The organism is Chryseobacterium tructae (genome assembly GCF_030409875.1).
Taxonomy (GTDB): domain Bacteria; phylum Bacteroidota; class Bacteroidia; order Flavobacteriales; family Weeksellaceae; genus Chryseobacterium; species Chryseobacterium tructae.
Genome location: NZ_JAUFQR010000001.1, coordinates 685,415 through 701,440, shown reverse-complemented (window position 1 = coordinate 701,440; position 16,026 = coordinate 685,415). Strand labels below are relative to the sequence as shown.

General features: G+C 36.2%; 8 protein-coding genes and 1 pseudogene. 6 read left to right on the top strand and 3 right to left on the bottom strand.

The window, feature by feature from the left end:
* The first annotated feature begins 54 nt into the window (after nucleotides 1–54).
* The 5 genes and pseudogenes from ccoN to QWZ06_RS03365 all read left to right on the top strand — a co-directional run bounded on the left by ccoN (nucleotide 55) and on the right by QWZ06_RS03365 (nucleotide 11,826).
* A pseudogene (ccoN, locus tag QWZ06_RS03385) lies at nucleotides 55–2,333 on the top strand (cytochrome-c oxidase, cbb3-type subunit I).
* Nucleotides 2,334–2,351: 18 nt separating this feature from the next.
* On the top strand, nucleotides 2,352–3,239 hold the full coding sequence (locus QWZ06_RS03380; protein ID WP_290295710.1) for a cbb3-type cytochrome c oxidase N-terminal domain-containing protein: 888 nt from the start codon (nucleotides 2,352–2,354) through the stop codon (nucleotides 3,237–3,239).
* Between the two features lie 295 nt (nucleotides 3,240–3,534).
* Nucleotides 3,535–8,562, top strand: a complete 5,028-nt coding sequence (locus tag QWZ06_RS03375) for a translocation/assembly module TamB domain-containing protein (protein WP_290295709.1) — start codon at nucleotides 3,535–3,537, stop codon at nucleotides 8,560–8,562.
* On the top strand, nucleotides 8,562–10,889 hold the full coding sequence (gene tamL / locus QWZ06_RS03370; RefSeq protein ID WP_290295708.1) for a translocation and assembly module lipoprotein TamL: 2,328 nt from the start codon (nucleotides 8,562–8,564) through the stop codon (nucleotides 10,887–10,889). The genes QWZ06_RS03375 and tamL overlap by 1 nt, the downstream gene beginning before the upstream one ends.
* 1 nt (nucleotide 10,890) lies before the next feature.
* Nucleotides 10,891–11,826, top strand: a complete 936-nt coding sequence (locus QWZ06_RS03365; RefSeq protein WP_290295707.1) for a YihY/virulence factor BrkB family protein — start codon at nucleotides 10,891–10,893, stop codon at nucleotides 11,824–11,826.
* A gap of 68 nt (nucleotides 11,827–11,894) precedes the next feature.
* Here QWZ06_RS03365 and argS read toward each other — a convergent pair whose 3' ends face one another.
* Entirely contained in the window at nucleotides 11,895–13,655 is a 1,761-nt protein-coding gene (gene argS / locus QWZ06_RS03360) for an arginine--tRNA ligase (protein ID WP_290295706.1), read from the bottom strand.
* Between the two features lie 162 nt (nucleotides 13,656–13,817).
* On the opposite strand from argS, the gene QWZ06_RS03355 reads away from it, so the two are divergent.
* Nucleotides 13,818–13,976: a bacteriocin-like protein gene (locus QWZ06_RS03355; protein ID WP_160136098.1), complete on the top strand. Its 159-nt coding sequence runs from the start codon at nucleotides 13,818–13,820 to the stop codon at nucleotides 13,974–13,976.
* A gap of 82 nt (nucleotides 13,977–14,058) precedes the next feature.
* Here the strand turns inward: QWZ06_RS03355 and QWZ06_RS03350 are convergent, their stop codons facing one another.
* Nucleotides 14,059–14,505, bottom strand: a complete 447-nt coding sequence (locus tag QWZ06_RS03350) for a lipocalin-like domain-containing protein (RefSeq protein WP_290295705.1) — start codon at nucleotides 14,503–14,505, stop codon at nucleotides 14,059–14,061.
* A 60-nt stretch (nucleotides 14,506–14,565) separates the two neighbouring features.
* Entirely contained in the window at nucleotides 14,566–16,026 is a 1,461-nt protein-coding gene (locus tag QWZ06_RS03345; protein WP_290295704.1) for a SusD/RagB family nutrient-binding outer membrane lipoprotein, read from the bottom strand.

The window sequence follows — 16,026 nt, the reverse complement described above, 5'->3', positions numbered from 1 at the left end:
AAAAATAAACCTTTTTCAAAGCAAATATCACTTCGGTAAACACTATTGGAATTTATGGAGACGCAAAAATTTAATTATGACAATAATATTGTCAGAGCATTCCTCTATGCAACAATCGCATTCGGACTTGTCGGATTTCTGCTGGGACTTACTGCTGCATTGATGCTTTTTTATCCTGAATTACCTGAATTTTTATTCGGTACGGATGATACAACTATTAAAAGCTTGGCTTCGGGTAACATTCAGGGATTGATCAATACTCAAGGAGCAATGGGCTTTGGAAGAATCAGAATGCTTCATACCAGTGCTGTAATTTTTGCCTTCGTTTGTAATTCCTTCTTCTGCGGTGCTTACTATAGTATGCAACGATTACTGAAAACAAGAATGTATAGTGATACCCTTTCTTGGATTCACTTCTGGTCATGGCAGTTTATGATCGTTACCGTAGTGATTACCTTCTTAATGGGGATCAATACTTCAAAAGAATATGCTGAACATGAATGGCCTATTGATATATTAATTGCCTTTTCATGGATTGTATTCGGTATCAATATGTTTGGAACTATTGCCAAAAGAAGGGTGAGACATTTATATGTAGCGATCTGGTTCTATCTTGCCACATGGATTGCCGTAGCCATGCTTCACATCTTCAATAACCTTGAAGTTCCTTTATCTTTCACAAGCTGGAAATCTTATTCTGTATACTCAGGTGTAAAAGATGCATTAGTACAATGGTGGTATGGTCACAATGCAGTAGCATTCGTATTGACAACCCCTGTATTAGGTCTTATGTATTATTTTATGCCAAAAGCAGCTCAGCGACCGGTATTCTCATACAAATTATCCATTATTCACTTCTGGTCGCTGATCTTTGTATACCTTTGGGCTGGCCCTCACCACCTACAATATACAGCATTACCCGCTTGGGCACAGGCTGTAGGAACTGGGTTTTCTATCATGTTGATTGCTCCATCTTGGGGAGGAATGCTGAATGGTCTTCTTACGTTAAGAGGAGCCTGGGATAAAGTAAGAGAAAATCCGATCCTTAAATTCTTTGTAGTAGCCATTACATGTTATGGTATGGCCACTTTTGAAGGGCCGTTATTAGCCACAAAATCTTTAAATAAAATTGGTCACTATACTGACTGGGTTATCGGTCACGTACACTTAGGAGCTCTTGGATGGAATGGTTTCATGGCATTCGGGGTGGTATATTACCTGGTTCCGATCATGTGGAGAACAAAACTTTGGTCTGTAAAACTTGCCAACTGGCACTTCTGGTTGGGAACATTAGGAATTATCTTCTATGCTGTGCCGATGTATATTGCAGGATTTACACAGGGATTAATGTGGAAACAGTTCAACCCGGATGGAACCTTATTATGGAAAAACTGGCTGGACACCGTTACGGCAATCATTCCTTACTTTAAAATGAGATTCTTAGGAGGAGTATTTTATCTTTCAGGAGCTATTTTAATGGTAATCAATGTTATCAAAACCGTTAAATCAGGTTCATTTCAGAAAAACGTTCCGTCAGAAGCACCTGCATTAGCTAATATCGGGGGAACAAGAAAAGAGGGAGAAGGAATACACCTTTGGTTAGAAAGAACACCTACCTTACTTTCTATCCTGGCTTTCATTACGATAGCTATTGGTGGGCTTGTAGAAATTGTTCCTACCTTATCATTGAAACAAAGCGTTCCTACGATTACCGCCGTAAAACCATATACACCATTGGAGCTGGAAGGAAGAGATTTATATATCCGTGAAGGATGTAATTCTTGCCACTCTCAGATGATCCGTCCTTTCCGTGATGAAGTAGTAAGATTTGAAGGAAAGAACGGGCAGTACTCCAAAGCTGGGGAATTCATTTACGACAGACCATTCCTTTGGGGCTCTAAAAGAACAGGACCGGATCTTCATAGAGAAGGCGGTAGAAATCCTGATTCATGGCACTTTAAGCACATGTATAATCCAAGAATTACCTCCGCAGGTTCTATCATGCCACGTTTCCCTTGGTTAATCACCAACAAACTGGATCGTACTCAGATGGTGGATAAAATGAAATTAATGAAAAACACATTTGATGTTCCTTATACAAAAGCTCAGATCGACTCTGCCAATCAATGGGCAGACAACCAGTCAAAAGCTATTGTACAGAGAATTTATTCAGAAGCTACTGACGTAAAAGATCAGATGGTTAAAGAAAAAACAGCAAAGGAGGAGCTTATGTGCCGCTTGAACAAAGAGAAATCGTAGCCATGATCGCCTACTTGCAAAGATTAGGTACAGACATTAAAACGACACAGATCCAAACCGCAAGTGCAGAGTAATCATTAAAAATTGATGTAATGAAAACGAGAACCCCTATTTCAGTATATATTGCAACAACGATAGGCTTAACAATCATGGCCTTTGAAATGTTCGCCAGTGATTCAGGATATTTTTCTTCCCCTTTTTTCTGGGCATTAATATTGATTGCCATTATCCTTCTGATGATTATGAACTCTATCGGAGACATGATTGAAAATGAAAGTTTCAGCAGGTTATCAGAAGAAGAAAAAAAACAATATCTGGAAGAAAAAAATATCCCTTATTATCAAAAACTTTGGAATTCGGCTTTCAAAAAGCAGTCTGCTACTGAAGAAAAAGATATTTTGATCGACCATGGTTTCGATGGAATTACAGAGCTTGACAACTCTCTTCCTAAATGGTGGATAGGTCTGTTCTGGTTCGGATGTATTTTCTGTGCAGTGTATCTTGTAGCCTTCTCTTTCACAGATTATGCTCATCCGGAAGCAGAATACACAAAAGAGACCAAAACCATGTTGGCATCTATCGAAGAGTATGAAAAAAGTGCTCCACAGATCAATCTGGAATCTGCAAAATACAGTGCAGATAATATCGCAGAAGGTCAGGAACTATTTAAAACCAATTGTGTAACATGTCATGGAGATGGAGGAAAAGGAGGTATCGGGCCTAATCTTACCGATACACACTGGATCAACATCAAGGAAAAAAGTTTATTCAAAAATGTTTTTTGGATGCTTGAAAATGGTTCTCCAAACAATCCTACCATGAGACCTTTCATCAAGGAAGGCACCATTACCGGAAGAGATGCAGAAAAAATTGCTGCATATATTTACCATATCAACCAGGAAACCGCTCCTATTACACAAGCCCAAGGTGGTGCAGCACCACAGGGAGAAGAAGTAAAATGGGAAAACGGAAACAACTAGAAAAATTTATTATCTCAATTATACAAACCATGCCAAGCCCCCTTTACTACACTAACATTTGAATTTTCATTTTTGCTAACTAACCTTTTCAACATTTAAAAAATGATATAAAGGGGGCTTTTTAAAAGATAAAATCCACGCCTTGGCTCATCTTACTCAACTATTCACTTGACAACTACACAACTAAAAATTCCATAATAAGGCAGCCAAGGCAGGATTTTTGCATTCATAAGGGATACCACAACAAAGACTGTATAAAATAGTATTATTATCTTTGTTAGAAACCTTCTCACTTTTGAAACTGAAAATCAACACAACCAAACTATTAAGGCGTATTGCAATAACCTTTATTTCAATATTGGTTTTTCTTACCCTGTTGATCCTAAGCCTAAGACTTCCAGCCGTTCAGAACTTTATTAAAGACAGACTGATTGTTTATCTGGAGAAAAAAATTAAAACCAAAGTAAGCCTGGAAAGGGTCTATATCGGATTTCCCAACAGTCTTGTCATGGAAAACCTTTACCTCAAAGGACAGGATGTGGACACTCTGTTGGCCGTAAAAAAACTGGATGTCGGCTTACATATGCTGAAACTCATCAACTCTACTGCAGATATTACCTCTCTAGATTTGGAAGGAGCGCGCGCCAATGTCGTAAGAAAACCGGATGGCAAATTCAATTTTGATTATATTATTGATGCCTTTGCCACCAATGATAAGGAAGAAAGTACTTCCAAACCTTTTATTATTTCTCTTGATAAAATTAATCTGAAAGATGTTGGAGTCACTTTCAATGACCAACAATCAAAGAATGATATTAATCTTTATTTCAAATCTTTTGATACCAGAGTAAAAAAATTCGACCTCAATAAAAATACCTACGCTGTTAACGATATTAATCTTGATGGATTAAAATTAAAACTAAAGCAAGGCATTGTAGAAGAAGTTTCCAAAAAAGTAGAGAAAAAAGTGGATTCTCTCAATGAGAAGAAGCCTATGAACATTGGGCTGAGAGGAATCAAACTGACCCATTTTGATATTGACTACGGTGATGAAAATACCAAAACTTACGCAAAGGTTATATTCAAGGAATTAAGCACAAAGGTTAACAAACTTGATCTGGAAAATAATGCCTTCAACGTTGGCAACGTATTTCTTTCCGGAGCGGATATCAACGCCAACCTTTATCTCCCTGCACAAAATGCCAATCCAAAAAACAAAAAAGAGCCAGAACCATCCAAAGTATCAGATCAGGATAAAGCGATGAATCTCCTTCTAGGAAAGCTGGTTCTAAATGATGTAAAAGCAACCTATAATAACACTGCGATTGCTCCTACTCAGCAGGGAATAGACTTCAACCATCTGAATTTTTCAAAAATGAATGTGGAAGTAAGAAGTTTCAAAATGGAGAACAATACTTTCGCGGGGACAGTTAATTCTGCAGAAATTCAGGAAGCAAGAGGATTGGATATTCAGAAATTCAATACAGATTTTGTATATGCAGAAAAAGAAGCTTATCTGAAAGATTTATATCTACAAACTCCCAAAACGGTATTACGTGATGAGGTTATTTTAAACTATAACTCCATCGATCAGCTGACATCCAATTTAGGTGCTGTAAAAATTTCAGCCAATATTAAGGATTCAAAAATCGGGTTTTCTGATATTTTAAATTTGGTTCCTACTTTAAAAAATACAGTTCCATTCAATAAGTATCCCAATGCTATCCTAAACGTTAATGCGAATGTGAAAGGAAGCGTAAATGATCTTTTAATCCAGGATCTTAAGGTTACAGGATTGGATCAATTGAGAGTGGCTGCGTCCGGAAGAATTAAAAATGCAATGAATCCTAGTCAGTTATACTACGATCTAAGGATTGAAGAATTTTCTTCCCATGCTCAAACGATTTTCAACCTTGTTCCGAAAAACACCATTCCATCTAATATTTCTCTTCCTTCGAGCTTTAGCATCAAAGGAAATGCAAAGGGAACAACAAAGATGGTCAATACAGACCTCAACCTCTACTCTACTCTTGGAAATGCAGCTGTTGTTGCCAATGTGGATATGCGTAGAAAAAATCACGAATTATATGATGTAAAAGCCAATCTTCAGGGAATACAGGTTGGAAAAATCATCCAGAATAAAGATATAGGTTCCATCACAGCTCAGATTTCTGCCAAAGGAGAAAGTTTTGATTTCAAAAATGCTAATGCCAACTTAAAGGGACATGTTGCTTCTGCGACTTACAAAGGCTATCGTTATCAAAATATGAATTTAACCGGTAAGATCAACAAAGGAGCTTACGATGTTATTTTAAATTCAAAAGATCCAAATGCTGATTTACAGCTTATGGCTTCCGGAGTTTATGACGAAAAAAATCCAACCATCAAAGTGAATGGAGAAGTGATCAAATTGGATGTCAACAAGCTTGGTTTCTATGAAAAGCCGATGATTCTTGCCGGAAAAATAGATGGTAACTTTACAAATCTTGACCCCAATAATCTGAATGGTTATTTAAACCTTAAAGATTTTGCTTTTTCAGATACCAAAGAGGTCTATCCGGTACAGGAGGTTCTTCTTAAGGCTTCATCTACCACAGATTCTACACAGATTGTTTTCAATTCTCAAATTGCAGATGTTGAATTGAAAGGTAAATATAAACTTACCCAGATTTTTGGTGCTTTAACGCAAACCATTAATCAGTATTATCAATTCCAGAAACCGGATAAAACGCAAAAGATTGATCCGGGACAGCATTTTACCTTTGTTGCAAAGATTAAGAATGATGATCTGATCAGGAAATTCGTTCCAGACTTAAAAGATTTTGAAACCATTAATCTGGCAGGAAACTATGATGCTGATTCACAAAAAATTGAAATCGACGGTCAGATTCCTCAATTATTATATGGTGAAAACACCATTGAAAAAGGGACATTAAAAGTCACTAATGAAAATCAGGCATTACAGTATAACTTGAATGTGGCAGCGTTAAAAAGTTCAAGCTTTTCGTTGAAAAAAATTAATATTGACGGAGATATTGCTGATAATACAATTAATTACAATGTCACAACAAAAGATGATAAGGATGTCACTCAATTTCTGATTGCAGGAAACGCCAAATCATTGAATGACATCACAGAGGTTTCTTTGAATCCCAATGGACTGAAACTAAATTATGCCGATTGGAATGTTGCTGAAAACAATAAAATTCAGATCAGTAAAAAAGGAATTTTAGCAGACAATTTCAGATTAAGTAATGGCGGAAGCGAAATTTCCATTCAGTCGGAAAGTGAAAGCCCAAGTAGCCCTTTGAACATCGCCCTGAAGGATTTTAAAATCGAAACCATTACAGAACTGATTAAAAAAGACACAGTTCTGGCAAGAGGAACAATTAACGGAACAGCTCAGCTCAGAAATGTAATGAAAGATATGACATTCACCTCTGATTTGAATGTTTCCAATCTTATTGTCTATGGAAGCCCTGTTGGAAATTTAGCAGTAAAAGTGAACAATTCTTCACCGAAACTTTTAAATGCTGACATTGCTCTTTCCGGAAACAATAATGATGTGAGAATTCTTGGAGATTACAACACGGCTTCAAGTTCTTTTGATCTGAATATGGCCATCAATCAGCTTCAGATGAAGAGTATTCAAGGTTTTTCTATGAATGCCATTACCAATACGGAAGGGTATCTCTCCGGAAACCTCACAATAACAGGAACTACAGATAAACCTAATATTTTAGGAAAGGTAAAATTCAATGATGCAGGGCTGGAGATTGCCAAAATAGGAAGTGATTTCAGAAAATTGAATGATGAGATCAATTTTACCAACCGCGGAATTGAATTTAATAAATTTAAAATCAAAGATAAGGATGGAAATGCTTTGGTTGTAGATGGGCAGGTTCTTACACAGACTTATAGAGATTTCGCTTTTAATCTTAATGTCAATGCCAAAGATTTCAAAGTCGTCAATTCTCAGAAATCAAATGATGCTATGCTGTATGGAGTACTGGCTATTGATGCCGGGCTTCGTATTCGTGGAAACCTTGATCTTCCAAAAGTAGAAGGTAGACTGAGTGTTGCAGACAATACAGATTTCACATTTGTGCTTCCGCAATCTAATCCTTCATTACAGGAAAGAGATGGAATTGTAGAATTTGTAGATCAGGATCAGGTCGTTTTAAATAAAACCATCAAAACAGATTCTCTTAATGCTTCAAGCCGCATTAAAGGAATGGATGTCAGTGTAAATATTGAAGTAAGCAAAGAAGCAAAACTATCCATCATTATTGATAAAGCGAATGGAGACTTTGTACAGCTTCAGGGAGAGGCAGAATTAACCGGAGGAATTGATCCTTCAGGAAAAACTACCCTGGTAGGAGTTTATGAGGTAGACAAAGGAAGCTATGACCTTTCAGTAAGTTTCCTAAAACGTAAGTTTGATATTCAGAAAGGGAGTACTATCACCTGGACAGGCGAACCGACAATGGCCATTATGAATATTACGGCAGTCTATAAAACTGAAGCTCCTCCAATTGATCTTGTAGAACAACAGATCAGTGGCCAAAGTGCATCAATAATGAATCAATACAAACAGAGAATCCCTTTCAACACATTGCTAAAAATGAAAGGCGAGCTGCTAAAGCCACAACTTAGCTTTGATATTACAACAGATGAAAAAAACAATGCTGTATCGTCTAATGTAAAAGATGTTATTGATCAAAAACTTTCTCAGCTCAGAACCCAAGAGTCTGAACTGAATAAACAGGTATTTGCCCTGTTACTTTTGAACCGTTTTATTGGTGAGAATCCTTTTGAAAGCGGTGCAGGAATGTCTGCTGAAACAATGGCAAGACAAAGTGTGAGTAAAATACTTTCTCAGCAATTAAATAATCTGGCTTCCGGATTGATCAAAGGAGTAGATCTTAACTTTGGACTTGATTCTTCAGAAGATTATTCCACAGGACAAAAAAATACAAGAACCGACCTGAATGTAGATATCAGTAAAAAATTATTGAATGACAGGCTGAAAGTAACAGTTGGAAGTAATTTCGGATTGGAAGGACAAGCCCGCCAGAATGAAAATATGACGAATATTGCAGGAAATGTTTCTGTAGATTACAGTCTTTCCAAAGATGGAAGATATATGTTGCGTGCTTATCGTAAAGATGAATATCAAGTAGCTCTACAAGGGCAGATCATAGAAACCGGAGTTGGATTTATCATCACCTTGGATTATGATAAATTTCGGGAGATTTTCCAAAAATCTAAAGAAAAAAAGCCTAAAAAGAATCAAAACAATCAAGTGGTAGAATTTAAATAATGAGTAATACATTTCATACATATTGTAAATATCTGTTGATTTCCGGATTTGCTTCGGCGGTAGTTTCCTGTAGCAATACCAGGTTTTTGAAAGAAAACCAGTTGCTCTACACTGGAGCAGAAGTAAAAATTGAAAACGACACTATTTCCAAAAAAGATAAAAAGGATCTTCAAGCAGCTCTGGAAGCCAACCTTACTCCCAAACCGAATTCTACATTTTTAGGAATGCGTCCTAAGCTTTATTTCTACAATATTGCCAAAGAGCCTAAAAAAGACAAAGGGTTTAATTACTGGCTTAAGTATAAGATGGGTGAAAAACCAGTCTTATTGGGAGATGTAGACCGCGAATTCAATAAAGATATTATTGAAAACTATTCTGAGAACAAAGGTTATTTTAATGCCAAAGCCACTTATGATACCGTATCGAAAAATAAAAGAGCAAAAGTAATCTATACCTTAAAGCCTGGAGCCAGGTATTTGGTAGATGGAGTTAAATTCCAAAAAGATTCTACTCTTATCAATCAGGAAATTCAAAATGTCGCTGGCAGAACACTTCTTAAGAATGGGAGACCGTTTGATCTGGATGTGATCAAAGCAGAAAGAGAAAGAATTGATAACAGATTAAAGGAAAGAGGGTTTTATTATTTCCATCCGGATAATATCATTGTACAGGCAGACAGCACCGTCAACAAAAACCATAAGGTAGAACTGAATGTAAAATTGAAGGATAACACGCCTGCTCTATCGACTCAGCAATTCAGTATTGATAAAGTGATTGTATTCCCGAATTACAATATTCAGGATGTAAAAGAAGGAAAATACAGTGTTCCGATGAACCAAGATTCCTTAAGTAAATATGCTTTCGATGATATCTACGTCATTGATCCGCAACATAAATTCAAACCGAAAATTTTCGACAGAGCCTTATACTTTAAAAAGGGAGATCTTTACAACCGTTCTAACCATAATCTTACCCTCAACCGACTCATTAGTTTAGGGGTATTTAAGTTTGTAAAAAATGAGTTTATTACTTCTGATTCTTTGAATCATAAATTTGATGCTTATTATTTATTAACGCCAAGGCAAATTCAGTCTTTACGCCTTGAAGCATTGGGAAGAACCAACTCGGCCAATTATGCAGGTAGTGAACTTAACTTAAACTGGACGCATAGAAACTTCTTCAAAGGAGCAGAACAATTCAAAGCGGCTATCTTTGGTGCTTTTGATTTTCAAATGGGAGGAGCTCAGGATGCCAATAATATTTTCCGTGGAGGAGCGAATGTTCAGCTTTCGATTCCGAGAATTGTGGCACCATTCCGTTTTCACTCTTCCAGTGAATTTGTTCCAAGAACAAATATAACGTTAGGATATGAGTTCCAAAACAGAACAAAATATTATACCCTTAATAATTTTACAGGTTCATTCGGATATGTATGGAAAGAAAATGCAAGAAAGGAGCATGACCTTAAAATAATTGATATTACCCTTGTATCTCCACAAAAGATTACCGCTGAATATGAGGCCATTGCAGCGAGTAATCCGGCAATGAAGCGAATTGTGGAAAAACAGCTTATTTTTGGGCCTACTTATTCATATACCTATACCAACACTATGCTGCCCAGAAAGAATACCTTCTATTACAAAGGTACGCTTGATCTGGCCGGAAATATTACAGGACTGGTAACTGGTGCGAATGTAAAAGAAGATAAAGAGAAAAAGATTTTTGGAATTCCTTTCAGCCAATATGCTAAGATCGAAAATGACTTCAGATTCTATCATAAATTCACGGAAAAATCATCATTAGCAACAAGAATTATTGCTGGAATTGCTTATCCATACGGAAATTCAGAGTTTGTTCCTTTTTCCAAGCAGTTTTTCTCAGGAGGTAGTAACAGTATCAGAGCATTCCGAGCGAGAACATTAGGCCCGGGAAGTTTTGATCCAAGAACTATACAACAAGGAGCTTATTTTGACCAATCGGGAGATATTAAACTGGAATTAAATGCTGAGTACCGCGCCAATCTATATAAATTTTTAAATGCGGCCATCTTTGTAGATGCTGGAAATATCTGGCTTCTTAATACTGATAAAGACAGACCTGGCGCTAAATTCACAAAAGATTTCTTAAATGAAATCGCTGTAGGAGCCGGAGTTGGTCTGAGACTTGATTTCTCTATCCTGATCTTAAGATTAGATCTAGCTATGCCATTGAGAGTACCTTACTATGAGAAGGGAAGCAGATGGGCCTTCGATAAAATTAATTTCGGAGATCCCAACTGGAGGAAAGATAATCTTGTATTAAATATTGCCATCGGATATCCTTTTTAATATGATTAATAATGCTAAATTTTTCTGGGAAGTCTTAAAAGACACCTTTACGGAATGGAACAGCTCTTCTGCATCCAAAGATTCAGCGAGTCTCGCCTATTACGCGATCTTTTCCATCCCGGGATTATTGATCATTATTATCTGGGTACTTGGTAATTTTTTTGGTGAAGAAGCTATCAGAGGGCAGATCAGTACCCAAATCAGTGGAATTATGGGATCTGATGTCGCTAAAAGTATTGAAGGGATGCTTGCCGGAGCCTTAATCGACAAAAAGAATATTTTTATGAAAGCTGTGGGAGTGGGAGCATTGGTTTTTGGTTCTACTACTCTATTCTTTCAACTTCAGCATACATTAAATTCTCTTTGGGATGTAGAATCTGCACCGAAAAAAGCATTACTCAAATTTTTACTGGATAGAGCCAATTCCTTAGGAATGATTTTGATTCTGGGATTTCTGCTCATGATCACTATGATCTTGTCTTCATTAATCAGTCTTTTTAATACAATCATTACCCAATATTTTGGATTTGAAACGTATCTTCTTGTTGAAGTCGTCAATTTTTCAATTGGCTTTGGACTGGTTATGCTCTTATTCGCCCTTATGTTTAAAGTTCTTCCGGATGTACAAATCAGCTGGAAATCTGTTTGGCGGGGAGCTTTTTTAACAACCGCATTATTTACATTAGGAAAATTTTTACTGAGTCTTTATTTCAATCAGGTGAAACCTACCTCAGCATTTGGAGCTGCCGGAACTGTAATTTTAATCATGATGTGGATCAACTATTCCTGTATGCTCATATTTTTCGGTGCTAAATTTACCAAAGTATATACCTATAAAAAAGGTTACAAAGTCATTCTCTCTAAGCATGCAAGATGGACTCCTGCAAAACTCTATGCGGATAGTTTGAAGCAGATGCATAGTGAAAAAAGTGAATGATTATTGAGCAACTATCATTAGCATATAAATACAAAAAAAGCCTCCTGAAGTTTCAGGAGGCTTACTTTTTACATTCTGTTTACTGTTCCAATTCCCAGTAACTCCAACGATTTTTTAATCGTCTTGGCTGTAAGATCGGATACATTCAAACGGAATTGTTTGATATTTTCATCATCCTGGTTCAGGATCGGATTATTCTGATAGAATGAATTATACGATTTCACGAGGTCATATACATAGTTGGCAACCAAAGCTGGGCTTAATGTCTCTGCAGATTTAGCGACTACCGTTTTGAAATTGGTAAGCTGCATGATCAATTCTTTTTCAAATTGATTCAACACTACATCAGCAGTTTCTTGATAAGCAAATTCTGCTTTCGACAACAATGACTGGATACGAGCATAAGTATACTGAATAAACGGCCCAGTATTTCCGTTAAAGTCGATACTTTCAGCCGGATTGAAAAGCATTTTCTTTCTAGGATCTACTTTTAGCATGAAATATTTCAATGCACCAAGCCCCACTGTTTCATAAGATACTTCTTTATCTTCTTCAGAAAGGTTTTCAAGCTTTCCTAGTTCCTGAGCTTTAGATTTTGCTGTTTCATACATTTCCTGCATCAGGTCATCGGCATCTACTACAGTTCCTTCACGGGATTTCATTTTTCCTTCCGGTAATTCAACCATTCCATAAGAAAGATGGAATAATTGATCAGCCCACTCATATCCTAGTTTTTTCATAATCTTGAATAAAACCTGGAAGTGATAATCCTGCTCATTCCCTACCGTATAGATAAGTTTTTGAATATTATTTTGCTTAAAACGTTCTACTGCAGTTCCTAAATCCTGAGTCATGTACACTGAAGTACCATCAGAACGTAGTAATAATTTTTGATCAAGGCCTTCATCTGTTAGATCACACCAAACAGAACCATCTTCTTTTTGGTATAGAACCCCTTTATCTAGTCCCGTCTGGATAAGGTCTTTTCCTAGGATATAAGTATTACTTTCATACTGAACCTGGTCAAAATCAACGCCTAATCTCTTATACGTTTCATTGAATCCCTTATACACCCAAGAGTTCATTTCTGCCCAAAGGTTTCTTACCGTTTCATCTCCATTCTCCCAATCCAAAAGCATTTTTTGAGCTTCCTTCATTACCGGAGCTTCTTTTTTAGCCTGCTCTTCTGCGACTCCCTGGCTTACCAATTCAGAAATTTCTCTCTTATAATTCTTGTCGAACTCTACATAATAGTTTCCTACAAATTTATCTCCCTTTGTATGGGTTGTGTCAGGAGTTTCTCCGTTTCCGAATTTCTCCCAAGCCAACATAGACTTACAGATATGAATTCCTCTGTCATTGATGATCTGAGTTTTGATCACATCATATCCAGCCTCTTTTAAGATCTGAGCCACTGAAAATCCTAACAGATTATTTCTGATGTGCCCTAAATGCAGAGGCTTGTTGGTATTGGGTGAAGAATACTCCACCATTACGGTAGCATTTTTCTTATCTATTGTTGAAAATCCATCATGTACAGATCTGAAATTATCTACAAATAATTGATTTTTAACTTTAACATTAAGGAATCCTTTTACCACATTAAAGCTTTCAAAAATATCTGTCTGCTCCGTTAAAGCTTCGCCCAATTCTACCCCGATACTCTCAGGGTTTTTCTTCAATTGTTTTACTAATGGGAAAGTAACAATGGTAAAGTCACCTTCAAATTCCGTTTTATTTTCCTGAACTTCCAGCTTAATGTCTTTTAACTGAAATACATTTAAAATGACTTCTGAAAGTTTTTGTTCAATAATATCTTTAATATTCATCTCAAAATTTAAAGTACAAATTTAGTGAAATAAAAAAGACAACTCTATACTGCAGGGACAGACATTCAATTATTTGAACATTTTTTGAAAAATTATATTGAAAATCAAAATTTTGTCTATGTTTTTCATATATTTATTATACTCATTAAACCAAACTTTATTATGAAAAATCTAAAAAAATTCACGAAAACTGAGTTAAAAAAAATTACTGCTGGAAATGCTCCATGCTGCGAACCTTGGGGCAGATGCCCTGATGGATATAAACAATGCAGAGAATGGGGAGCTTGTTTACCTATGTCTGTAAATTGTAATATTGCATAAAAAAAGAGGTCATAAAGACCTCCTTTTTTGTTTAGTATATAAAAGAACCGACTTTGAGCGGTTCTTTTTATGATAAGAATGTTTATCCTTTTCTAAAGATCAAAATTCCGGCATCGTTTCCTGGCACATTATCCAAGTTCTTATTATTATCCTTAATTCTAAGTTCAGTTTCAGAATATGATTCCACTTCTTTTCTCAAAGTTTTAGTTTCACCTCCTTCTGTATAGGTAAGAATCAGAACATTATATAACTTATCATAAGCCCACTTTCCGGTAAAAGAATCTACTAAATTACAAGTATCATCAGCTCCTGCTTCATTTCTTTCATAAGATCCGGAATAATCTGTATTAATATATATCTGGCTTCTACTTTCACAATCATTAAGAGAAATAGTTTTTCCTCTAAATTCATAGTTAGCAGGTTTCCATGTGCCCGTTATATTTGTATTGTCTACAACTGTAGGAGTATCATCATTACTTGAACACGATACCATTCCGGCTAATAAAAGAATTCCAATAAAAAATTTCATAATTTAAGTATTTCTATATCCAGATTACTAATGTTTTAGTAATCTGGATAATTATTTAGTTTAAAATTTATCCCAGAAGATCTTTGTAGAAACTTTATCTCCTCCGATTTTTGCAGCTGCAGCATTTACATTTTTAGAATTCACAAGATATTCATCCTGAGAATACTTCATTCTGATTGGAACTGCCTCTACTCTAGAGTTTGATGGATTTACAAATACTGGGTAATCTAATCTTCTTGCAAAGTTCCATGCTTGGAAACCTTTGTTAAACATTGCTACCCATGATTGGAATCCTACAGACTTTTTCCAGTTAGTCGCATCATATGGAGTTGCTGCAACAATTGCATCTGCATTAGAAACATCCATTCCATATTCTGTTACTGAAGCCTTAATTGCCTCCTTATATAAGTTAGTAGCTGTATCTCCAACGTTAAAATTTCTGGCAGCAGCTTCTGTCTTTAAGAACATAATTTCTGTATAATCCAATAAGAAACCTTGTGCATTTTCATTGGTAATTGCATCTGTAAAGTGCGAGAATAAACCAAAAGTATTCGTTTTAGCATATTTTCCTCCTACATATTGTCCTTCATATAGTGTAAACCAAACAGCTCTTCTTGGATCGCTTGTTGAGTTCATATAGTTCACTAAAACATCAGAAGGTAAAAAGTCATTTCTACCAGACTGGATAACATCCTGATAAACAGGATTTGATAATAAACCTGACGGAAAAGTCTGTAATCCGAAATTATCAGATTTATCAGCAAATAACCCTCCAGCAAAAGCTGCTTCTGCATAAGTTTTAGCCAAACCTGGCTCTACATCAGATAAGGTAACAGCCATTCTAAATTTCAAAGAATTAGCCATTTTTTTCCATTTAGCCATATCTCCTTTGTAAATCAGATCTTTATCATATCCTTTCACTGAAGTATCCATCATAGCAATAGCAGCATCAATTCTTTTGATAAGATCCAGATAGATTGTTTTAGCATCGTCATAAGGGATTTCTGCATCACCAGGATTCTCTGCTGTAGCTTTTAATGCTCCAAAATAAGGAATATCTCCAAATGTATCTACTAAGTTAGCCCATGTATACACATTCACCAATTCTATCATGGCGATATTATTTTTTTTCTGAGCAGCGCTTACATCTTCTGATTCTAGAAATTTCCTTGCATCTCTCAATGCAGATAAAACTCCCGGAGAGTTTATCGTAGCTGATGAAGAAGCCATCATTCGATTGTAATGATTGGTAGGAATTGGTCTTTGTACCATATCATATCTTGCTTCGTCAATATAAGTGGTTTCTGTCCACTGTTGAGTGAAGAAACGTGTAATATTACGGTTAACGTTAGGAGTTAACATTTGATCAAGAAGAGCTTGTTCAGCACTTGCAAAAAGTACTCCTGAAGGAACTACCGTTGGGTGTTTTGGATCATCATTCAGTGACGTAATATCTCTTTCGCAAGAGGTAAACGTTAACGCCAATGAAGCCAAACCTATTATTAAAAATAATTTTTTCAT